20 protein-coding genes are annotated in these 19,247 nt (G+C 70.6%); 12 read left to right on the forward strand and 8 right to left on the reverse strand.

Annotation, left to right across the window (positions count from 1 at the left end; genetic code table 11):
• Positions 1-204 (forward strand): hypothetical protein (locus tag SCI24_RS16080; RefSeq protein ID WP_318726339.1); only part of this gene is annotated, 204 nt, incomplete at its 5' end.
• On the opposite strand, the gene SCI24_RS16085 is transcribed toward SCI24_RS16080, so the two are convergent.
• From SCI24_RS16085 to acsA, 4 genes are read right to left on the reverse strand one after another with little or no spacing between them, the layout of a single operon-like run.
• Positions 158-772 (reverse strand): biotin/lipoyl-containing protein, encoded by a 615-nt coding sequence (locus SCI24_RS16085; protein ID WP_318726340.1) that lies wholly within the window; start codon positions 770-772, stop codon positions 158-160. The genes SCI24_RS16080 and SCI24_RS16085 overlap by 47 nt on opposite strands.
• Positions 769-1,773, reverse strand: a complete 1,005-nt coding sequence (locus tag SCI24_RS16090; RefSeq protein WP_318726341.1) for an alpha-ketoacid dehydrogenase subunit beta — start codon at positions 1,771-1,773, stop codon at positions 769-771. The genes SCI24_RS16085 and SCI24_RS16090 overlap by 4 nt, the downstream gene beginning before the upstream one ends.
• Positions 1,770-2,801 (reverse strand): pyruvate dehydrogenase (acetyl-transferring) E1 component subunit alpha, encoded by a 1,032-nt coding sequence (pdhA, locus tag SCI24_RS16095; RefSeq protein WP_318726342.1) that lies wholly within the window; start codon positions 2,799-2,801, stop codon positions 1,770-1,772. The genes SCI24_RS16090 and pdhA overlap by 4 nt, the downstream gene beginning before the upstream one ends.
• A complete protein-coding gene (gene acsA / locus SCI24_RS16100; RefSeq protein WP_318726343.1) occupies positions 2,798-4,552 on the reverse strand; it encodes an acetate--CoA ligase in 1,755 nt (584 codons plus the stop codon). Before acsA ends, pdhA begins: the two co-directional genes overlap by 4 nt.
• Positions 4,553-4,780: 228 nt before the next feature.
• Here acsA and SCI24_RS16105 point away from each other — a divergent pair, with 228 nt between their 5' ends.
• The 3 genes from SCI24_RS16105 (at position 4,781) to SCI24_RS16115 (ending at position 5,779) form a co-directional block, all read left to right on the forward strand.
• Positions 4,781-5,002, forward strand: coding sequence for a hypothetical protein (locus SCI24_RS16105; RefSeq protein ID WP_318726344.1), 222 nt, complete (start codon positions 4,781-4,783; stop codon positions 5,000-5,002).
• 77 nt (positions 5,003-5,079) lie between these two features.
• On the forward strand, positions 5,080-5,430 hold the full coding sequence (locus tag SCI24_RS16110) for a DUF3147 family protein (RefSeq protein WP_318726345.1): 351 nt from the start codon (positions 5,080-5,082) through the stop codon (positions 5,428-5,430).
• 19 nt (positions 5,431-5,449) lie between these two features.
• Entirely contained in the window at positions 5,450-5,779 is a 330-nt protein-coding gene (locus tag SCI24_RS16115) for a hypothetical protein (RefSeq protein ID WP_412930007.1), read from the forward strand.
• Positions 5,780-5,787: 8 nt separating this feature from the next.
• On the opposite strand, the gene SCI24_RS16120 is transcribed toward SCI24_RS16115, so the two are convergent.
• Positions 5,788-6,402, reverse strand: coding sequence for a cell wall hydrolase (locus SCI24_RS16120; RefSeq protein WP_318726346.1), 615 nt, complete (start codon positions 6,400-6,402; stop codon positions 5,788-5,790).
• Positions 6,403-6,579: 177 nt separating this feature from the next.
• A complete protein-coding gene (locus SCI24_RS16125) occupies positions 6,580-7,008 on the reverse strand; it encodes a BBE domain-containing protein (protein WP_318726347.1) in 429 nt (142 codons plus the stop codon).
• A 194-nt stretch (positions 7,009-7,202) separates the two neighbouring features.
• Between SCI24_RS16125 and SCI24_RS16130 the strand changes: the two genes are divergently transcribed.
• The 3 genes from SCI24_RS16130 to SCI24_RS16140 are packed head-to-tail and all read left to right on the forward strand — an operon-like array spanning position 7,203 to position 9,388.
• Positions 7,203-8,234 (forward strand): AraC family transcriptional regulator, encoded by a 1,032-nt coding sequence (locus tag SCI24_RS16130; protein ID WP_318726348.1) that lies wholly within the window; start codon positions 7,203-7,205, stop codon positions 8,232-8,234.
• 18 nt (positions 8,235-8,252) lie between these two features.
• Complete coding sequence (locus SCI24_RS16135; RefSeq protein WP_318726349.1) at positions 8,253-8,876, forward strand: LolA family protein; 624 nt, start codon at positions 8,253-8,255, stop codon at positions 8,874-8,876.
• Between the two features lie 32 nt (positions 8,877-8,908).
• A complete protein-coding gene (locus tag SCI24_RS16140; protein WP_318726350.1) occupies positions 8,909-9,388 on the forward strand; it encodes an SRPBCC family protein in 480 nt (159 codons plus the stop codon).
• Positions 9,389-9,396: 8 nt separating this feature from the next.
• On the opposite strand, the gene SCI24_RS16145 is transcribed toward SCI24_RS16140, so the two are convergent.
• Positions 9,397-10,677, reverse strand: a complete 1,281-nt coding sequence (locus SCI24_RS16145) for an MgtC/SapB family protein (RefSeq protein ID WP_318726351.1) — start codon at positions 10,675-10,677, stop codon at positions 9,397-9,399.
• Between the two features lie 173 nt (positions 10,678-10,850).
• Here SCI24_RS16145 and SCI24_RS16150 point away from each other — a divergent pair, with 173 nt between their 5' ends.
• Together SCI24_RS16150 and SCI24_RS16155 are read left to right on the forward strand one after the other, a co-directional pair.
• Positions 10,851-13,943, forward strand: coding sequence for an EAL domain-containing protein (locus SCI24_RS16150; RefSeq protein WP_318726352.1), 3,093 nt, complete (start codon positions 10,851-10,853; stop codon positions 13,941-13,943).
• Positions 13,944-14,082: 139 nt separating this feature from the next.
• Complete coding sequence (locus tag SCI24_RS16155) at positions 14,083-14,604, forward strand: hypothetical protein (protein ID WP_318726353.1); 522 nt, start codon at positions 14,083-14,085, stop codon at positions 14,602-14,604.
• Between the two features lie 78 nt (positions 14,605-14,682).
• On the opposite strand, the gene SCI24_RS16160 is transcribed toward SCI24_RS16155, so the two are convergent.
• Positions 14,683-16,647, reverse strand: a complete 1,965-nt coding sequence (locus SCI24_RS16160) for an acyl CoA:acetate/3-ketoacid CoA transferase (RefSeq protein ID WP_318726354.1) — start codon at positions 16,645-16,647, stop codon at positions 14,683-14,685.
• 146 nt (positions 16,648-16,793) lie between these two features.
• Between SCI24_RS16160 and SCI24_RS16165 the strand changes: the two genes are divergently transcribed.
• The 3 genes from SCI24_RS16165 to SCI24_RS16175 all read left to right on the forward strand — a co-directional run.
• Positions 16,794-17,252: a LexA family protein gene (locus SCI24_RS16165; RefSeq protein WP_280552733.1), complete on the forward strand. Its 459-nt coding sequence runs from the start codon at positions 16,794-16,796 to the stop codon at positions 17,250-17,252.
• A complete protein-coding gene (locus SCI24_RS16170; RefSeq protein WP_318726355.1) occupies positions 17,249-18,523 on the forward strand; it encodes a Y-family DNA polymerase in 1,275 nt (424 codons plus the stop codon). Before SCI24_RS16165 ends, SCI24_RS16170 begins: the two co-directional genes overlap by 4 nt.
• 114 nt (positions 18,524-18,637) lie before the next feature.
• Positions 18,638-19,247 (forward strand): SDR family NAD(P)-dependent oxidoreductase (locus tag SCI24_RS16175; RefSeq protein WP_318726356.1); only part of this gene is annotated, 610 nt, incomplete at its 3' end.

Consider the following 19,247-nt stretch of genomic DNA (forward strand, 5'->3'; position numbering starts at 1 on the left):
GCGATCGAGGACTGTGGCACCATTACAGGCGACATCAAGGCTGACCGCAAGTGCGCGCGCGACGCATTGGCCAAGATCACGGACTATGATGGGATCACGGGCAAGATGACGTTCACCGAGGACGGGGACCCCATCAAGTGCGCCGTCATAGTGCGGATCAGCGAGGCCGGCGAGTTCGAGTTCTACAAGCAGGTCTGCCCCTAGGGCCGGATAGGACCCGCTCTACAAATACTGATACGGAGGGGGCGGCCGGGCGCCCCTCGGCCGGCCGGGCCGCGCGCTCGATATCCTCCAGGGTGATGCTGCCGTCGACACCGCTGCCGCTCACGCCTGCCGGCTCGAGGCCCAGCTCGGCGGCGCGCTTGCGTGCGGCGGGGGAGATGCGCAGTCGCGCGCCGGAAGTTGCCACTTCCGGCGTCGCCGTCGTAGGCGGTGGCGAGAGGTCGGGTGCACGTGGCGAAGGCGCCTGGGGCGCTTCGGGTCCGGGGCGCTCGGCCGGCGCCTCGCCCTCGGCCTTTTCGCCCTCGGCTTTTTCGCCTTCGGCAAGGATCACCGCCAGCACCTCGCCCACCGGGACCTTGTCGCCTTCCTCTGCCACCAGCCGCTCCACGGTGCCGGTCTCCCAGATCTCCACGTCGATGGCGCCCTTCTGGGTCTCGACCACGCAGACGATCTGCCCGCGCTCGACCCGTTCGCCGGGCCGGATGTTCCACTCGACCAGGGTGCCGCTCTCCATGTCGGCCCCCAGGGAGGGCATGCGGAACTCGCTCATGAAGCTCCCCCGCTTCCTGACCCGCCCATCAGCCGATGGACGGCGGCGACGATGTCCTCGACCTGGGGGATCGCCGCGTCCTCGAGGTGTTTGGCGTAGGGCACCGGCACCTCCTGGCTGCAGACCCGCACCGGTGGCGCGTCGAGCTCGAAGAAGGCCTGCTCGTTGATGCGGGTGATGATCTCGGCCGACAGGCTGCCGCTGCGCCAGCCCTCGTCGACCACCACCACCCGGTGGGTCTTCGCCACGCTGGCCATGATCGCCGCGTTGTCCAGCGGGCGCAGGGTGCGCAGGTCGAGCACCTCGGTATCGATGCCCGCCTTGGCCAGCTGCTCGGCGGCCGCGAGGCTCTTGTGCAGCATGCCGCCGTAGGTGATCAGGCTGACCTGGCCGCCCTCGCGCCGGATCGCGGCGTGGTCGAGCTCCATGGGGTGGGGCTCGCCCTCGACCGTCCCCTCGATGTTCAGCAGCAGGGCATGCTCGAAGATCAGCACCGGGTCGGGGTCCTCCAGGGCGGCGAGCAGCATGCCGCGGGCATCCTCGTGGGTCGCCGGGGCGACGATGCGCAGCCCCGGGATATGGGCATACCAGCCCTCCAGGCTGTGGGAGTGCTGGGCGGCGAGCTGGCGGCCGCCGCCGGTGGTCATGCGGATCACCAGCGGCACGCTGAGCTGGCCGCCGGACATGTGCCGCAGGGTGGCGGCGTTGTTGATGATCTGGTCGAGGGCCAGCAGGCTGAAGTTCACCGTCATGATCTCGACGATGGGGCGCATGCCGTTGAGCGCCGCGCCGATGCCGGCCCCGGTGAAGGTCGATTCGGAGAGCGGGGTGTCCCGGATGCGCGCCTCGCCGAACTCCTCCAGCAGGCCGTGGCTGACCGCATAGGTGCCGCCGTAGCGGCCCACGTCCTCGCCCATCAGGAAGACCCGCTCGTCGCTGGCCAGGGCCGCACGCAGCCCCTGGCGCAGGGCATCGCGGTAGGCGATCGTCTGCGTGGTCATGGCCTCACCTCCCGGGCATAGACATCGTGGCAGAGCTGCTCCACCGGCTCCCAGGTACCCGCCTCGGCGAAGGCCACGGCGGCGTCGATCTCTTCGGCTACCTCGCGCTCGATCTCGTCGCGTGCCGTGGCGGCGAGCAGCCCGCAGGCCACCGCGTCCCGGGCGAAGGTCTCGACGGGGCAGCGCTGCCGCCACTGCTCGACCTCCGCCTTGTCGCGGTAGTGCTCGGGGTCGAACATCGAGTGGGCGCGGAAGCGGTAGGTGCGGTACTCCAGAAACATCGGCCCCCGGCCGGCGCGCACCCGGTCCACCGCCGCCTCGGTGGCCCGGGCCACCGCCACCACGTCCATGCCGTCCACCGACTCGCTGGGCAGGCGGTAGGCGGCGGCCTTGGCGGCCAGGTCGACCTGGGACTGGTGACGCGCCAGCGCGGTGCCCATGGCGTAGCGGTTGTTCTCGCACAGGAAGAGCACCGGTAGCTGCCAGAGGGCAGCGAGGTTGAGCGACTCGTGGAACTCCCCCTCGGCCACGGCGCCGTCGCCGAAGAAGCAGGCGGTGACGCTGTCGCGCCCGGCCAGCCGGTCGGCCAGGGCATAGCCCACCGCCAGTGGCAGGGAGCCCCCCACGATGGCGCTGCCGCCGAAGAAGCGCCGGCTCGCGTCGAAGAGGTGCATCGAGCCGCCGCGGCCACGGCTGCAACCCTCCTGCTTGCCGTACATCTCGGCCATGATCGCCCCGGCGGGGACGCCGCGGGCGAGAGCATGGCCGTGCTCTCGGTAGGTGGCCAGCACGTTGTCCCGCTCGGCCAGGGCTGGCATGGCGCCGGCGGCGATCGCCTCCTCGCCGATATAGAGGTGCAGGAAGCCGCGTATCCTGCCGGCGCTGTAGAGCTCGGCGCACTTCTCCTCGAAGCGGCGGATGCGGAGCATCTGCCACAGCAACGCCCGGGCCCTGTCGGGATCATCCAGGCCGGCCGCGCCGATGGCGGGTGAGGCGTCGGGGCCATCCTGTGGAGGCGAGGCGTTCATCGGGAGGTCTCCAGGGTCGAGGTGTCACCCTCCGGCAGGCCCAGTTCCCGGGCCTTGAGCAGGCGACGCATGATCTTGCCGCTGCGCGTCCTGGGCAGCGAGGCCTGGATCTCGATCTCCTTGGGCGCCACCGCCGGGCCGAGGCGCTTGCGGGCGAAGCCGAGCAGTTCGCGGCGCAGCGCCTCGTCGGGCGCATGGCCCGGCTTGAGGGCCACGAAGGCCTTGACGATCTCGCCGATCACCGGGTCGGGCTTGCCGATCACCCCGACCTCGGCCACTGCCGGGTGCTCCATCAGCGCCGACTCCACCTCGAAGGGGCCGATCAGATGGCCGGCGGACTTGATCATGTCGTCGGCGCGGCCCACGAACCAGAAGTAGCCCTCGGGGTCGCGGCGGGCCAGGTCGCCGGTGAGGTACCAGTCGCCGACGAAGCAGCGGCGGTAGCGCTCCTCCTTGTGCAGGTAGGTGCGAAACATCGAGGGCCAGCCGACGCGCAGGGCGAGTTCGCCCTCCTCGTCATGATGGCCGACCCGCTCGACGCCGCCGTCGGGCAGCCGGCGCAGCACGGCGGCCTCGATGCCGGGCAACGGCTTGCCCATGGCGCCGGGGCGGATGTCCATGCAGGCGAAGTTGGCGATCATGATCCCGCCCGTCTCGGTCTGCCACCAGTTGTCGTGGATCGGCAGGCCGAAGGCCTCCACGCCCCAGTGCACGGCCTGGGGGTTGAGCGGCTCGCCGACGCTGGCGATGAAGCGCAGCGACGGATAGGCCCGGGTGCGGGCCCGCTCCGAGCCGCCCTTCATCATCATCCGTACCGCGGTGGGGGCGGTGTACCAGACGCTGACCGCCTCCTCGTCGAGGATCCGGTACCAGCGCTCGGCGTCGAACTCCGCCTCGTCGACCACCAGGGTGGCACCCAGGGAGAGCGGGGCGATGATGCCGTAGGAGGTGCCGGTGACCCAGCCGGGATCGGCCGTGCACCAGAAGACGTCGCCCGCGCGCAGGTCGAGGGCGAAGCGGGCGGTGGCGTGGTGGGCGACCACCGCCTGGTGGACGTGGAGCGCCCCCTTGGGCGTGCCGGTGGTGCCGCTGGTGAAGTGCAGCAGGGCCGGCTGCTCGGGGTCGGTGGCCGGGATCGCATAGTTAGGCGAGGCCGCCTCGAGCAACGGCCCCAGCTCCCGGGTGCCCTCGGGCAGCGCCTGGTCGTCGTCGCGGACCACCAGCACGTGCGCGAGGCATTCCAGCCGGTCACGGATCGGGGCCACCTTGCGACGGTAGAGGCTGGTGGTGGTTACCAGCACCCGGCCCTCGCCGAGCGTCATCCGCGTCGCGATGGGCTCTGGACCGAAGGCGGAGAACAGCGGGGTGACCACGGCGCCGTGCTTCAGCGCCCCGAGCACCGCCAGGTAGAGTTCGGGTATCCGTCCGGCGAGCAGGAAGACGCCGTCCCCGCGCTCGACACCCAACTCGCCGAGCACGTTGGCGAAGCGGGCACTGAGCTCGGCCAGCTCGCGGTAGCGGATCTCGCGTCGCGCCCCCGCCTTGCCGAGCCAGCGGATCGCGGTGCGCTCGCCGGCCTCGCCGATGGCATGGCGATCTACCGCCTCGTGGGCGATGTTCAGCCCGCCCTCGTCGGGCAGGCCGTCGAGCCAGCGCCGGGCCTCGTCCCAGGAGAAGCGGGCACAGGCCGAGGGGTAGTCGTCCAGCACCGCCTCCCGGGCCTCGCGGCGGCTCTTGCGCAGGATCTCCATGTGCAGCGACCTCGTGGAGGCATGTCCCCCCAGCATAGTTCTCGGCCCGGCGTCCGCCCGCCTTGCCTGGCCTCGGCTTGATCCGGGACAAGCGTCACGTGGATCGTCTGGTCGGTGACGGGGGAGCAACTATAACTACACTGACGGCAGGGGAGGGGCATGCCCCTCTCGTCGCGTCCCGGTGCCGTCCGGTGCCGGACACTCCAACCCCCTGTTGCGGAGGGTGTCATGACACAGACCGTTACGGCTGCCTATGGCAGCATCGACAAGGCCGCCAACGCCTTCGACGAGCTGGTCTCCGAGGGTTTCCCCCGGGAGAAGCTGTACCTCGACAAGGAGACCAACGAGGTCAAGGTGATCGTCCCCGAGACGTCGCAGCCGGAGGCGGAGGAGATCCTCAATCGCCACGGCCCCGACGAGGTGCGGGCCCGGCCCTACGAGGCACCGTAGTTGCCCCGGTTCGGCAGGGGCGAGAAGCTGGCGCCACCGGGAGGGGCGTCCTTGCCCGTCCCGGCAAGCGCGGTGCCATGAGCTGGCTGATCACCAAGTACGCCCTGACGGCGGCCATCGTGGTCATCGTCTCCGAACTCGCCAAGCGCAGCGACCGGCTGGGCGCGCTGATCGCTGCCCTGCCGCTGGTGACGGTACTGGCGCTGATCTGGCTGCATGTCGAGAAGCAGCCGCCCCAGAAGATCACTGCCCACGCCTGGTACACCTTCTGGTATGTACTGCCGACGCTTCCCATGTTCCTGGTCTTTCCGGCCCTCTTCTCGCGCCTGGGCTTCTGGCCGACCCTGCTGGCCAGCGCGCTGATCACCCTGGGCTGCTTCACCCTGCTCGCCTTGCTGCTGCGGCGTTTCGGCATCGCCCTGACCTGATGCAAGTGGAGTCGTCGGGATGAGAGCTGGAAGCCTGGCCGATCGGCTGCTGCGTGCCTTCGAGACCCTGGTGGACCCCTACCCCTCCGGCGAGCCCGGCATGCCGCCTCGCGGGCTCTTGCCCTTCATCCTGCACTTCTCGCGCCCGGTGCTGGGGCTGCTGGTCGCCATGTCGCTGGTCACGGCGCTGGTCTCGGCCGCCGAGGTGCTGTTCTTCCACTACATGGGCGAGCTGGTGGACTGGCTGGCCGACGCCGAGCGGGCGGGCTTTTTGGCCGAGTACGGCTGGCGCCAGTCCGGCGGCTTCCTGGGGCTGGATATCGGTGACGCGGCGACGGTGGGCGAGTGAGCGGCGCGCTATCGGGCCATGCCGCCCTCGGGTCGGTAGAACAGGAACTCCCCCGTCTCGGCGGTGCGGGGATAGACGCTGGCCCAGTCGGGTGACACCGTCCGGTGGTGGAAATAGAGGGCGCCCCCGGTGTGGTCGGCCAGTTCCTGATTGATCGCCCGTCGGGCGACCTCCCTGGCGAGTTCGTAGGCCTCGGGCTCCACGACCGCGTCCGGGCGGCCATCGCACCACCAGGAGAACTGGCAGGGGGGCTGCTCGGAGCCCTCGGTGACCACCTCGCAGATCGAGTTGGGGAAGCCCTCGTGGGCGAGCCGGTTCATGACGACGTTGGCGACGGCCTCCATGTCGTGGCCGGGCACGCCCTTGGCCTCCCAGTAGATGCTGCGCGCCAGGCAGGTGATCGGCTCTTCCAGCGGATCGCTGCCTGCCGGGTCCACGGCCTGCACCTCCCGCTCGGTGATCGGCTCCTCGGGCGGGGTGGCGTGTGCGTCGGGGGCGACGACCCGCTCCAGCACCTCGGCCTTGGCGGCGGCGGCCTCCGCCAGGTCTTCCTGCTCGGCGAGGGACCGGACGCTTGCGAGCAGCAAGGCCAGCAGCGCGGCGGCGACCCATGGGCGGTGCATGGCCGTACCTCTCGCGATCAGGGGCGTCGGGCTCGCCGTGCCGGGGCAGGGCGCTGGGTACCGGCAGGACGGGTTGGCGCGGGGTGGTGAGCCGTCTCAGTATAGCCTGCCGCCGCCCGAGGAGGCCGAGGGGCGAGAGGGAGCCGGGCCGGCAGCAAGGTGCCGGCCCGGGCGGGGTCATGCCGTCCTGGCCAGCACCGCGGGCGCGATGTTCTGGTTGATGCGAAAGAGGTTGTCGGGGTCGTACTGGCGCTTGACCTCCTGGAGCCGGGCGTAGTTCTGGCCATAGGCGCTGTCGACCCGGCCCGCCTCGTCCTCGGCCACGGCCTTGCCGGCGATATGGTGGCCCCCGCCGCGCACGCTCACCAGCATGCGGTGGTCGCGGGCAAAGTCGATGGCACGGCGCACGTCCTGGCTGCCCAGGCAGCGGGCGATCAATGCCGGGTGACGATCGACCATGCCGTTCCAGACGCGGCGGGCCGCCTCGTAGTCGGCATCGGCGGGGGTGATGACGCCGCCCCGGATGCCGGCGGCGAATGCCTCGGCCTCCTCGGGGGGCAGCGCGGCCAGGGGGCCGTCCAGGGTGCGATAGGTCAGGGTTTCCATGGGTCTCTCCGGGTCAGGGGGAATGACGGTGGCAAGGGCCACTGCTGAAGTATGCGACGCCGGGTGGTGGCGCGACTGACCCCGACTCCGACGGACTTGCCCGGGAATCCGGTTTGTCATGGCGACGGGGGGCATCGTCCGCGATACTGAGGAATGCAGGCTTCGACGCACCTTCCCCCACCGACGAGGTGGCCATGAGTCAGGACACGCTGTCCCAGGTATTGCGCAGCATCCGCTTGCGGGGCGCGGTCTTCTACCATGTCGAGGGCAATGACCGCTGGGTGAGCGAGTCGCCCCCGGCCCGGGCCATCGCCGCGCTGATCATGTCGGGCATCGAGCACGTCATGGCCTACCATGTGCTGACCGAGGGAAGCTGCTGGACCATGGTGGTCGGCCAGGCGCCGGTGCAGCTGCAGGCAGGCGACGTGGTCATGTTTCCCCACGGCGACCGCCACGTGATCTCCAGCGAGCCGGGCCTGCGCGGCGAGGTGGACATGCGCCCCTACGGGTTGCCCCGCCCGGAGCAGCTGCCGTTCTTCGCCAGCCGGCGCGGCGCCGCGCTCTCGATGTCGCGACTCGACCCGGCTAGCGACCGGCACGGCGCGACCCTGGTGTGCGGCTTCTTCGGCTGCGATGCCCATCCCTTCAACCCGCTGCTCGCCAGCCTCCCCCAACTGCTGCATGTGCCGGCCGGCCAGGCCGACGACGATGACTGGATCGCCCACTTCATCCGCTTCGCGCTGTCGGAGTCGACCCTCAAGCGGCCGGGCGGGGAGGCGCTGCTCGAGCGACTGAGCGAGACGATGTTCGTCGCACTGGTGCGTCGCTACCTCGACGACCTGCCCGAGGGGCCGCCGACCTGGCTCGCCGGGCTGAACGACCGCCCTGTCGGGCGTGCCCTGGCGCTGCTCCACGCCCGGCCCGCCGAGGCCTGGACGATCGACCGGCTCGCCGATCACGTCGGCCTGTCACGCTCGTCCCTGCACAAGCGCTTCGCCCGCTTCGCCCGCTTCACCGGCCATGCGCCGATGCACTACCTCCCCAAGTGGCGCATGCAGGTGGCCGCCGGGCTGCTGCGCCACTCCAGCGCACCGATCGCCTCGATCGCGCTGGAAGTCGGCTACGAGTCCGAGTTCGCCTTCAGTCGCGCCTTCCGCCGGGAGGTCGGCCAGCCGCCCGCGGCCTGGCGGCGTCAGCGGGCCCGGCTGGGTGCCGGCGCGGCCTAGGCGGTACAGGAGGGAGAGATGTTGCCGGAACTGCTGCTGATGGTGGCCCTTGGCCAGGCGAGCGACCCGGTCTCGGCGGCGCTGGCCCGCGTCGAGCAGGTGAACGCCTACCGCCTGGTGCTGCGCAGCCAGGGGCGGCGCGGCGAGGAGGTCATCCGCTATGCCTATCGGCGGCCGGGCTTCATCCGCATGGATCTGGTCTCGCCCTATCCGGGGGCCGTGGTGATCTACAGCCCCGAGACCCGGCGGGTCCGGCTGTGGCCCTTCGGGTCACCCGAGCAGCGAGCCGGCCTCTCCCTCAGCCCCCTCAACCCGCTGGTGCGCAGCGCCCGGGGTCACCGGGTGGACCAGTCGGACGTCGCGTCCCTGCTGCGCAACGTCCAGCGGCTGCACCGGCAGGGGCAGCTGCGCCTGCTGGGCGAGGCGCCGGTCGATGGCCATCGCAGTCACCACCTGGTCGTGCAGGGCGATGCGGGGCATCGCGTGGGGGAGGTCGCCGGTTACGAGCTGTGGCTCGACGCCGAGACGCTGTTTCCGCGCCGGGTGATCAGCCGCGACCGGTGGGGGGAGGTGATCGAGCGGGTGCGACTGGAGGAGATCGTCATCGATCCCGACCTGCCGGACGGTTTCTTCACGCCCTGACGCCCCCGGACGCTGCACAGGAGCCTACCCCCATGGCAGAACTGCGGTTCGTCACCACCTGGTGGCTCGAGGCCCCCATCGACGATGTGTACCGGGCGATCGCGGAGGCACCGTGCTGGCCGGCCTGGTGGAAGAGCCTGTGCGCCGTGGAGGAGCTGGCGCCGGGCAACCGCGAGGGCATCGGCCGCGTCTATCGCACCACCTGGCAGAGCCGGCTGGGCTATCGCCTGTGCTTCGAGGTCCGTGTGCCCCGTGTCCTGCCGAAACGGCTGATCGAGGGCGTGGCCCGGGGCGACGTGCAGGGAACCGGCCGCTGGCGGCTGAGCGAGGAGGGGCGTGTGACCCGGGTGCGCTACGAGTGGCGGGTGCGCCCCGTGCGGCGCTGGATGGCGCTGCTGGACCCGGTTGCGGCGCCGCTGTTCGCCTGGAACCACCACGCCGTGATGCAGGACGGGGCCGAAGGGCTCGCCCGGCGGCTAGAGGCGCGGCTGCTGGCGACGTCCCACGACTGAGCGGGGCCCTACAGCCACCAGGCCAGCGCCAGGCCCGTACCCATGGAGGCGACCATCGGCAGGGCGACCCGCTGGCCGAGCCGTCGGGTACCGAAGACGGTGGCCAACCCCGACTTGAAGAGGTTGTTGACCGCCGCGGCGATGACGATACCCAGCACCGCGGTGCTGGGGGCGATGCGCTCCAGCGACATGCGGGTCAGCGAGAGGGTGATGGCGTCGACGTCGGCCACCCCCGAGGAGGCCGCCAGCAGGTAGATGCCGGCCTCGCCCAGGGCGCCGCGCAGCCACTCGCCGAGCAGCATGATCACCGCCAGCAGGCCGCCAAACAGCAGCGCCGTGCGCAGTTCCAGGGGGTTCTGGATCGGGGTCGGGCTGTCGACCCTGAGGGCCTGGCGGTGGTGGCGCCAGAGGTACAGCGCCGGCAGGTAGAGCATCACCCCCATCACCGTGACCGGGAGCACCAGCGCCGGCAGCAGCCCGGGGCTGATCACCGCGGCATAGAGCAGGATGCGCGGGAACATGGTGCCGCAGGCCAGCAGGATGCCGGCGGCGAGCATCGCCTCGACCTCCCGGCTCTGGCGCGACGTTCGCGCGAAGTGCAGGGTCAGCGCCGTGGAGGAGGAGAGCCCGGCGAAGAGGCCAGTGAAGAGGATGCCCTTCTCGGCGCCGCCCAGGCGCACGGCGAAGTAGCCGACGAAGCTGATCGAGGCGATCAGCACCACCATCCACCAGATCTCGTAGGGGTTGAGCACCTCGCCGGGCCCCATGCCGCGGTCGGGAAGCAGCGGCAGCATCACCACGGTGATCAGCAGCAGCTTGAGGCCGGCATCGAGCTCATGGGCCTGCAGCTTGTTCAGCAGGCCATGGATCTCGTGCTTGTTGTCGAGGATCACCGCGGTGATCACCGCCCCGGCGGCGGCCAGGGCCAGGTCGATCGCCACGGCCACCGCGCCGAAGCAGAAGGTCAGCAGCAGGCCCACCAGGCCGGTGATGCTGTAGTCATGCTGCTCGGCGAGCTTGGCCCGCCAGGCGACCAGGCTGATGCCGGCCACGGTCACGAAGACCAGCGGGAAGGCCCAGTCGCTGACGGTCTCCGAGAGCAGGGCGGCAATGCCGCCGAGCAGCCCGACCAGCGAATGGGTGCGGATACCGGCGATGCGCTCGCCGGACTTCTGTGCCCGGGCCACCCAGCCGCGCTCGATGCCGATCAGCGCACCCAGCAGCAAGGCCACGCCCAGGCGGATGGCGGACTCGTTGGCAGTGAGGAACTGGCTGGCGACATCGTCCATGGGCAGGCCTTCCCGACGCCGTCCGGTGGTCGGCGGATACCCTCATGGTGGCCCGCGGCGACGTCTGCTTCAATGGGCACTGCGGGAAAGCGAGCCGCCAAGGCCGCTGGCGCATTCCTGTCGACGAGCCGATACACTGTCCCTCTTGATTCAACGCAAGGATTGCCCGTGACATGAGTGACGCGTCGCCCCCCACCGACGAGGCGTCGTCCGAGAACGGCCACCGGGGCACGCGGCGTCGTGCCATCGCCCTCTACCTGCTGGCCCTGCTGGCCCTGCTGCTGCTGTTCGCCGGTATCCTGCTGGACCAGCACCGACGTGACCTCGAGGTGGGGCGGGAACTTGCCAGCGCGCGGGCCGACCTGGTGGCCGAATGGGTGGCCAGCACCTTCGAGGTCAGCGAGCACACGCTCTCCAGCCTGGTGCAGGTGTTCCAGTCGCCTCTCGGGCAGGCATTGCTGGCACGCCGCGGCAATGATGCGGCCCTCGAGGCACTCCTTCGCCAGCACAGCCATCGCCATGCCTTCATCGATGACCTGGGTATCGTCAGTGCCGGGGGGATGCTGCGGGCCTCTGCCAACCCGGCATTTCCACCGGGGCTCGACGTCAGCGGCCTGCCCCATTTCCAGGCCTTCGAGCAGGATGCCGACCGCCAGGAGTGGGTCTCCCCGCTCTACTGGTCGGCCGTCAGCCAGGACTTCCATGTGGCGCATGCCCGTCGCCTGGTCGGCCCGGATGGCGACTTCCGGGGCCTGGCCGTGCTGAGGCTCAATCCCGACATCTTCGGCGAGGCCCTCGAGCGACTGAACATGACCCGTGGCGAGAGCATCGCCATTCTCGATACCGAGATGCGGCTGATCACCCGGCGACCGGCCTTCGATGGCAGGGGCGCCATGGGCGTGCTCGGCACCCCGGTCAGCGAGCCGCTGACCCGGGCCTTCCTCGACGGCGGCGAGGCGTCGACGACCCTGCGCACCGCCTCGCCGCTGGATGGCAGCGAGCGCCTCTACGCCATGCAGCGGGTCGAGGGGCTGCCGCTCCTGGTGGTGGTCGGCGAGGAGCTCGAGGTGCTGCTCGCCGGCTGGTGGCAGCGGCTCTGGTTGCTGGGCGCCATCTTCCTGGTGGTGGCGGCGCTGGGCTGGTGGCTGCTGCGCCACTACCTCGGTCGCTTGCGGCTGGAGGGCGACCTGCGCCGACGGCTGATGGAGCGCGAGCAGGCCCGTCGGGCGGTGCAGGACCGCGAGGCACGGCTGCAGGCCCTGGTCGGCTCGATCCAGGACATGATCTTCGTGTTCGATGCCGAGGGGCGCTTCGTCTATGTCCATGCCCTGGACCCGGATCAGCTGGTCGGGGATGTCGATGACCTGCTGCAGCGTCACTACCGCGATGTCCTGTCGACGGACGTGGCGCAACGGTTCGACCAGGCCCTGGCCGAGCTCAAGGCCACCGGCGAACCGGTGGAGACCGAGTATCGTGTCACCCTGGCCGGCGTGCCTCGCGACTTCCAGGCCATCATCAGCCCGCTGGCCGAGGAGGGCGAGGGCTTCAGCGGGGTACTCGCCGTGGTGCGCGAGGTGACCCAGTCCCGCGCCACCGAGGCCCAGCTGCGCATCGCCGCCACCGCCTTCGAGACCCACATGGGCATGGTCATCACCGATGTCGAGGGCAGGATCCTCAAGGTCAACGCTACCTTCACCCGCATCACGGGCTATGCCGAGGCCGAGGTACTGGGGCGCAATCCGCGCCTGCTCAGCTCCGGGCGCCACGACGAGGCCTTCTACCGGCACCTCTGGGAGAGCGTGCGGGAGAACGGCAGCTGGCAGGGCGAGATCTGGAACCGGCGCAGGAACGGCGAGGTGTTCCCGGAGTGGCTGACCATCAGCGCCGTACGCGACGAGGCCGGCGAGCTGACCCACTACGTGGCCACCTTCAGCGATATCACCCAGCGCAAGGCCGCCGAGGAGGAGGTCCACCAGCTCGCCTTCTACGACCCCCTGACCGGGCTGCCCAATCGTCGGCTGATGCTGGACCGCCTGGAGGGCGCGCTCAAGGACAGCTATCGCAGCGACCAGTTCGGCGCGCTGCTCTATCTCGACCTGGACAACTTCAAGCAGGTCAACGACACCCTGGGCCACCATGCCGGCGACCAGCTGCTGCTGCAGGTCGCGAGTCGGTTGGGCGGCGTGCTGCGCGCCACCGATACCCTGGCACGGCTGGGCGGCGACGAGTTCGCCGTGCTGCTGCACGACCTGGGGCGTGAGCCGCAGCGGGTGGCGGTCGTTGCCGAGCGTATCGCCCACAAGCTGCTCGGGGTGCTCCAGGCGCCGATCAACCTGGCCGGAAGCTCGGTGACGATGACCGGCAGCATCGGCATCACGCTCTACCGCGATCACGGCACGACCCTCGACGAGATCCTCCAGCAGGCCGACATGGCGCTCTTCCAGGCCAAGCGGGCCGGGCGCGACACCCTGCGCTTCTTCGACCCGGCCATGCAGGCCCAGCTTCACGCGCGGGCTCGGCTCGAGGCGGACCTGCGCCAGGCATTGGCCCGGGACGAGTTCCTGCTCCACTACCAGCCCCAGGTGGATGCCGATCGGCGCATGATCGGGGTCGAGGCGCTGCTGCGCTGGCAGCACCCGGAGCGCGGCATGGTCTCCCCCGGCGACTTCATCCCGCTGGCCGAGGAGAACCGGCTGATCGTGCCCATCGGCGGCTGGGTGCTGGAGGCCGCCTGTCGCCAGCTGATGGCCTGGGCCGGGGATCCCGCCACGGCCGACCTCACGGTCTCGGTGAACGTCAGCCCCCAGCAGTTCCGCGAGGCGGCCTTCGTCGATCACGTGCTGGCTACCCTGGCGAGGACCGGCGCCCGCCCCGAGCGACTCAAGCTCGAGGTGACCGAGAGCCTGTTCGTCCAGGATCGCGACGAGGCCCGCGAGACCATGCGGCGCCTCAGGGAGCATGGCGTGACCTTCGCCCTGGACGACTTCGGCACCGGCTACTCCTCGCTCTCCTACCTCAAGCGCCTGCCCCTGGACCAGATCAAGATCGACCAGTCCTTCGTGCGCGACCTGCTGGAGGACGAGGCGAGTGCGGCCATCGTCGCCAGCACCATCGCCCTCTCCGAGAGCCTGCAGCTGGAGGTGATCGCCGAGGGGGTCGAGACCGAGGCCCAGCGGGCCTGGCTGGCGGCGCATGGCTGCCACGCCTTCCAGGGCTACCTCTTCGGACGGCCCGGGCCCGTGGACTCGCTTCCCTTTCCGGTTTGATGCATATCAAGGAGTGGGGCGACTCATGCTCCACGACGCATGGCAACCATGGAGACTCCTGCAGGGGTGGGCTATAACTAAAGCGTACAGTAGTTATTCCATACGGTTTCTGGCTGGTTCGCCAGCAGGGGAGGTAAGCATGGCATCGATTTCCCTCATCACGCGTGGCCTTCGGCTCCTGCCGGTGGCGGCGCTGTGTCTCTCCATCGGCCTCGCCCAGGCCCAGAACGTCGCCGACGAGGAGCGGCTCTACGGCGGCCCGATGCTCAACCAGCAGGAGCGCGACCAGTTCCAGCAGCAGATGCGCGAGGCGCGCACCCTGGAGGAGCGCCGGCGCATCCAGGCCGAACACCAGAACCTCATGCGCCAGCGTGCCGAGCAGCGTGGCTTCGACCCGGACGGCATCTACGGCTACCCGATGATGAACCAGCAGCAGCGCCGCGAGTACCACCAGCGCATGCAGGGGGCCGGTTCCGATGCCGAGCGCCAGCGCATCCGCCAGCAGCATCGCCAGCAGATGCGCCAGCAGATCCTCCAGCAGCAGCGCAGCCCGCGTGGCCAGGGCGGCGGCGGCCAGGGCGGCGGCGGCCAGGGCGGCGGCGGCCAGGGTGGCGGTGGCCGCATGATGAACCAGGGCGGCGGCGGTGGAGGACGCGGATGAGCGCTTCTGATGCCAGCGTCCCCTTCCTGACCACGCGCGAGGCGGCCCCACGGGGCCGCCTTCTTCGTTCCGGGCCTGTCACTCCTTCAGGTGCTGGCGGGCCTCCTCGGCGCTCTCGTAGATGTGCGGCGAGACGGCGCGCGCCTCCAGGGCGTGGCCGAGCTTGCGGCGCATGAAGCCGCTGGTGGTGTAGCGGGTCACCCGGGTGTAGAAGCGCTGTTCGAGGCCGCGCACCATCTCGGTATAGGGGGCGAGCAGGGCGTCGTCGATGCGGCAGTGGTCGTAGTTGACGATGGCCTGGACGCGGTGGCCCAACGGGGCGAGACGCCGCTCGACCTCCTGCTCGATGGCGTCGATGTCCTCCGGGGAGGCGACCCGCAGGTGCTCGAAGTTGATGAAGAGGATGCCTGCCTCCTCGTCGAGGCTGAAGCGCTGCGCCAGGGGCCGGTCGAGCAGCTCCTCGGCGAGCCCCATGGGCGCCTCGCGGAAGATCCGCGCGTCCATCAGCCGGGGCGGCGCGGGCATCCGCGGGGTGAAGGCCATCAGCGCCAGGACGTCGCGCTCCAGATCGACCCCCGGGGCGATCTCGGTGAGGACGAGCCCCTCGGGGGTGAGCTCGAACACCGCCCGCTCGGTAACGTAGCAGACCGGCTTGCCGTCCGCGGCGGCCAGGGTCCCGCTGAAGGTGCGGTGCTCCACCTCGGCGACGAACTTGCCCTGGCCGACCGGGGGCGCCTCGAGCCGTCCGTCGACGATCGCGAGCGCCTCCCGGGTGGCCACGAAGGTGCCCATGAACACCACCTTGCGGGCGTTCTGGCTGATGTTGATGAAGCCGCCGGCGCCGGCCAGCCGCGGGCCGAAGCGCGAGACATTGACGTGGCCCGCGCCGTCCACCTGGGCCATGCCCAGGAAGGCGATGTCGAGCCCCCCGCCGTCGTAGAAGTCGAACTGGGCCGGCTGGTCGATGATCGCCTGGGTGTTCAGCGCCGCGCCGAAGTCGAGCCCGCCGGCCGGCAGCCCGCCGATCACCCCGGGCTCGGCGGTCAGGGTCAGGTGCTCGAGCAGGCGCTCCTCGCTCGCCACCGCGCCCACGCCCTCGGGCATGCCGATCCCCAGGTTGACCACGCTGTTGGGCCTGAGCTCGAAGGCCGCGCGCCGGGCGATGATCTTGCGTGCCGAGAGCGGCAGCGGCTCGGGGCTCGCCATGGGCGCGCGGATCTCGCCGGAGAAGGCCGGGTTGTAGGCGGTGCGGAAGGTCTGCCAGTGGTGGGCGGGATCCTCGCAGACCACCACGCAGTCGACCAGGATGCCGGGGATCTTGACGTCCTTGGGATGCAGGGTGCCGTGCTCGGCGAGGCGCTCCACCTGCACGATCACCACGCCTCCGGAGTTGCGCACCGCCGTGGCGATGGCCAGCGCCTCCAGGGTCAGGGCCTCGCGCTCCATGCTGACGTTGCCCAGGGTGTCGGCGGTGGTGCCGCGCAGCAGCGCCACCTGCAGCGGCAGGGCCCGGTAGAAGAGGTATTCCTGGCCGTCGATGGGCAGCAGCGAGACGCGCTCATCGAGGGTGACGTCGTTGATCCGGCCGCCGCCCAGGCGCGGGTCGACGAAGGTGCCCAGGCCCACCCGGGTCAGGGTGCCCGGCTTGCCGGCGGCGATGTCGCGGAAGAGGTGCGAGATCACCCCCTGCGGCAGGTTCCAGGCCTGGATGCGCCCCTCGATGGCGAGCTTCTGCAGGGCGGGCACCAGCCCCCAGTGGCCGCCGATCACCTTCGCCACCAGCCCCTCGTGACCCAGGTGGTTGAGCCCGCGCTCCTTGCCGTCGCCCTGGCCGGCGGCATACATCAGGGTCAGGTCGCGGGGCTCGCCGGTCTCCAGGAAGCGCTCCTCCAGGGCCACGGCGAGCCCCTCGGCGAAGCCGATGCCGACGAAGCCGCCGGTCGCCAGGGCATCGCCGTCACGGATCAGGTTCACGGCCTCGCGGGCGAAGACCACCTTGCCCTTCGCGGTGAAGGGCTGGCGGGAGAGCAGGGGATGGGGCATGGCGGGCGTCCTGGTGAGGGGGCTTGGTGATGGTTCCTTTGGGAGCTCCTTCACGGTAGCACGCGTCCCGGGTGCCGGCAGGGCTTGCCAGGCAGGGGCGAAGTGTCGAATACTGTTCATATGCACAGTATTCGAGGGAGAGGCCCATGATGTCGCCGCTGTCCACCACTGCCCGGGTGATCGGCCGCGCCGTGCCGTTTCCCGGCGAGACGGCCCAGCCGCTGATGGGGTGCCGGGTGCGGGCGGGCTTCCCGAGCCCCGCCGACGACCACCTGGACGTGGAGATCGACCTGCACGCCCATGTGGTGCGCCGCCCGGCCGCCACCTACTTCGTGCGCGCCGAGGGCGACTCCATGCTCGGCGACGGCATCCACGACGGCGACCTGCTGGTGGTGGACCGCAGCCTGGAGCCGCTGCCCGGGCGGGTGGTGGTGATCGCCGTGGATGGCGAGCCCACCGTGAAGCGTCTGGAGCGCCGCGGCGAGCAGACCTTCCTGGTGGCCAGCAACCCGCGCTTCGCGCCGATCCCCCTGGCGGGCCGCGAGTGCGAGGTGTGGGGCGTGGTCACCCATGTGCTCCATGCCCTGCCGGGAGGCGGGCCGTGATCGCCCTGGTCGACTGCAACAATTTCTACGTCAGCTGCGAGCGGGTCTTCGACCCGCGCCTGGAGGGGCGTCCGGTGGGCGTGCTCTCCAACAACGACGGCTGCGTGGTGGCGCGTTCCAACGAGCTCAAGGCGCTGGGCGTGGCCATGGGCGCGCCGATGCACCTGCTGCCGCCGGCCATCCGCCGCCAGGCGGTGCTGCTCTCGAGCAACTATGCGCTCTACGGCGACATGAGCCGCCGGGTCAACCTGATCCTCGCCGAGTTCTCGCCGGACGTGGAGGCCTACTCCATCGACGAGAGCTTCGTGGGCTTTTCCGGCTTCGCCCCGGCCGGCCTGGAGGCACATGCCCAGCGGCTGCGCGAGACGGTGCGCCGCGATACCGGCATCCCGGTCTGCGTGGGGCTGGCGCAGACCCGGGTGCTGGCCAAGGTGGCCAACCGGGCGGCCAAGTCGCTCGCGGCCTACGAGGGTGTCTGCCTGCTAGAGGCCGAGGGGCCCGCCACCCGGGCGCTGCTCGAGGGGCTGCCGGTGACCGAGCTGTGGGGGGTGGCGCGACGCACCGCCGAACGGCTGGCGCTGATGGAGATCCACACCGCCTGGCAGCTTCGCCAGGCCGACCCCAAGCAGGTCCGGCGCCATTTCTCGGTGGTGCTGGAGCGCATCGTCTGGGAGCTGCGCGGCCGCCCGGCCATCGTCCTCGATGACCTCCATGAGCCGCGCCAGCGCATCATGGTCTCGCGCTCCTTCGGGCGTCTGACCGGCGCCTTCCCGGACCTGCAGGAGGCGGTGCGCCAGCACGCCGCCCGAGCCGCCGAGAAGCTGCGTGGCCAGCACAGCCAGGCCCGGGCGCTGATGGTCTTTGTGCGCACCAACCCGCACCTGGCCGGCGAGCGCCAGTACCGCAACAGTGTGGTGGTGCCGTTGCCGGCACCCAGCGATGACAGCCGCGAGCTGCTCGAGGCCGCCGCCCGGGGGCTCGCGGCGATCTTCCTCGAGGGTGTGCGCTACCAGAAGTGCGGGGTGATGCTGCTCGACCTGGTGGAGGCCGACCGCCACCAGCTCTCGCTGCTGGCGCCGCGCAGCGAGGCGGCGCGCGGGCGCAGCCAGCGGCTGATGGCGACAGTGGACCGGCTCAACCGCGAGATGGGCCGCGATACCGTGCGCTTCGGCCTGCCGCGCCGGGGTACCGCCTGGGCGCTGCGCTGCGAGCGGCGCACCCCGCGCTACACCACCCGCTGGGACGAGTTGATGCGGGTCAAGACGCGCTGAGAAAGTGCCCGAAACCGGGGGTGCGTGGTTTCCGCGGCGGGGCGATTGGCTACACTGGGGGCGCACCGGCGGGCCGTTCGTCGCGCCGGAAGGCCATCGACAGGGAGAAGCACCATGCGCATGAAGGGCAAGAACGTCATCGTCACCGGCGGCGCCAGCGGCATCGGCCTGGCCAGCGTGGAGCGCTGCCTGGAGGAGGGCGCCAGCGTGGTCATCGCCGACCTCGAGGGCGGCGACGGCCAGGCGCAGGCCTCACGGCTCGATGACCGCTACGACGGCCGCTGCCTGTTCAAGGCGTGCGACGTCACCGACACCGCCCAGGTCGACCGCCTGTTCGCGGACACCGTGGCCGAGCTCGGCAGCGTGGACGCGGTGTTCAACAACGCCGGCATCGGCGGCATCTGCCCCACCGACGAGCTCGAGGACGAGGAGTACCTGAAGGTCATCGACATCAACCTCAACGGGGTCTTCCGGGTGGCCCGGGCCGCGCTGCGGGTGATGTACCGCCAGGGCGGCGGCAGCATCGTCAACTGCGCCTCCATCCTCGGGGTCTTCGGCCAGTCCCAGACGGCCGCCTACACCGCCGCCAAGGGCGGGGTGGTCAACATGACCCGGACCCTGGCCATCGAAGCGGCGCCGAAGGGCGTGCGGGTCAATGCCATCGGCCCGGGCTATATCGATACCCCGCTGCTCGAGGCTCTGGATGACGACATGTTGCAGGGGC

The sequence above is a fragment of the Halomonas sp. genome (assembly GCF_033549285.1).
Lineage (GTDB): Bacteria > Pseudomonadota > Gammaproteobacteria > Pseudomonadales > Halomonadaceae > Halomonas.

Bases quoted from the DNA above. Each gene is read 5' to 3' on its own strand.
- SCI24_RS16090 (WP_318726341.1), bottom strand. From the start codon at position 1,773: ATGACCACGCAGACGATCGCCTACCGCGATGCCCTGCGCCAGGGGCTG.
- acsA (WP_318726343.1), bottom strand. From the start codon at position 4,552: ATGGAGATCCTGCGCAAGAGCCGCCGCGAGGCCCGGGAGGCGGTGCTG.
- SCI24_RS16140 (WP_318726350.1), top strand. From the start codon at position 8,909: ATGGCAGAACTGCGGTTCGTCACCACCTGGTGGCTCGAGGCCCCCATC.
- SCI24_RS16130 (WP_318726348.1), top strand. From the start codon at position 7,203: ATGAGTCAGGACACGCTGTCCCAGGTATTGCGCAGCATCCGCTTGCGG.
- SCI24_RS16160 (WP_318726354.1), bottom strand. From the start codon at position 16,647: ATGCCCCATCCCCTGCTCTCCCGCCAGCCCTTCACCGCGAAGGGCAAG.
- SCI24_RS16155 (WP_318726353.1), top strand. From the start codon at position 14,083: ATGGCATCGATTTCCCTCATCACGCGTGGCCTTCGGCTCCTGCCGGTG.
- SCI24_RS16150 (WP_318726352.1), top strand. From the start codon at position 10,851: ATGAGTGACGCGTCGCCCCCCACCGACGAGGCGTCGTCCGAGAACGGC.
- SCI24_RS16110 (WP_318726345.1), top strand. From the start codon at position 5,080: ATGAGCTGGCTGATCACCAAGTACGCCCTGACGGCGGCCATCGTGGTC.
- SCI24_RS16145 (WP_318726351.1), bottom strand. From the start codon at position 10,677: ATGGACGATGTCGCCAGCCAGTTCCTCACTGCCAACGAGTCCGCCATC.
- SCI24_RS16135 (WP_318726349.1), top strand. From the start codon at position 8,253: ATGTTGCCGGAACTGCTGCTGATGGTGGCCCTTGGCCAGGCGAGCGAC.
- SCI24_RS16120 (WP_318726346.1), bottom strand. From the start codon at position 6,402: ATGCACCGCCCATGGGTCGCCGCCGCGCTGCTGGCCTTGCTGCTCGCA.
- SCI24_RS16115 (WP_412930007.1), top strand. From the start codon at position 5,450: ATGAGAGCTGGAAGCCTGGCCGATCGGCTGCTGCGTGCCTTCGAGACC.
- SCI24_RS16085 (WP_318726340.1), bottom strand. From the start codon at position 772: ATGAGCGAGTTCCGCATGCCCTCCCTGGGGGCCGACATGGAGAGCGGC.
- SCI24_RS16105 (WP_318726344.1), top strand. From the start codon at position 4,781: ATGACACAGACCGTTACGGCTGCCTATGGCAGCATCGACAAGGCCGCC.
- SCI24_RS16125 (WP_318726347.1), bottom strand. From the start codon at position 7,008: ATGGAAACCCTGACCTATCGCACCCTGGACGGCCCCCTGGCCGCGCTG.
- SCI24_RS16165 (WP_280552733.1), top strand. From the start codon at position 16,794: ATGATGTCGCCGCTGTCCACCACTGCCCGGGTGATCGGCCGCGCCGTG.
- pdhA (WP_318726342.1), bottom strand. From the start codon at position 2,801: ATGAACGCCTCGCCTCCACAGGATGGCCCCGACGCCTCACCCGCCATC.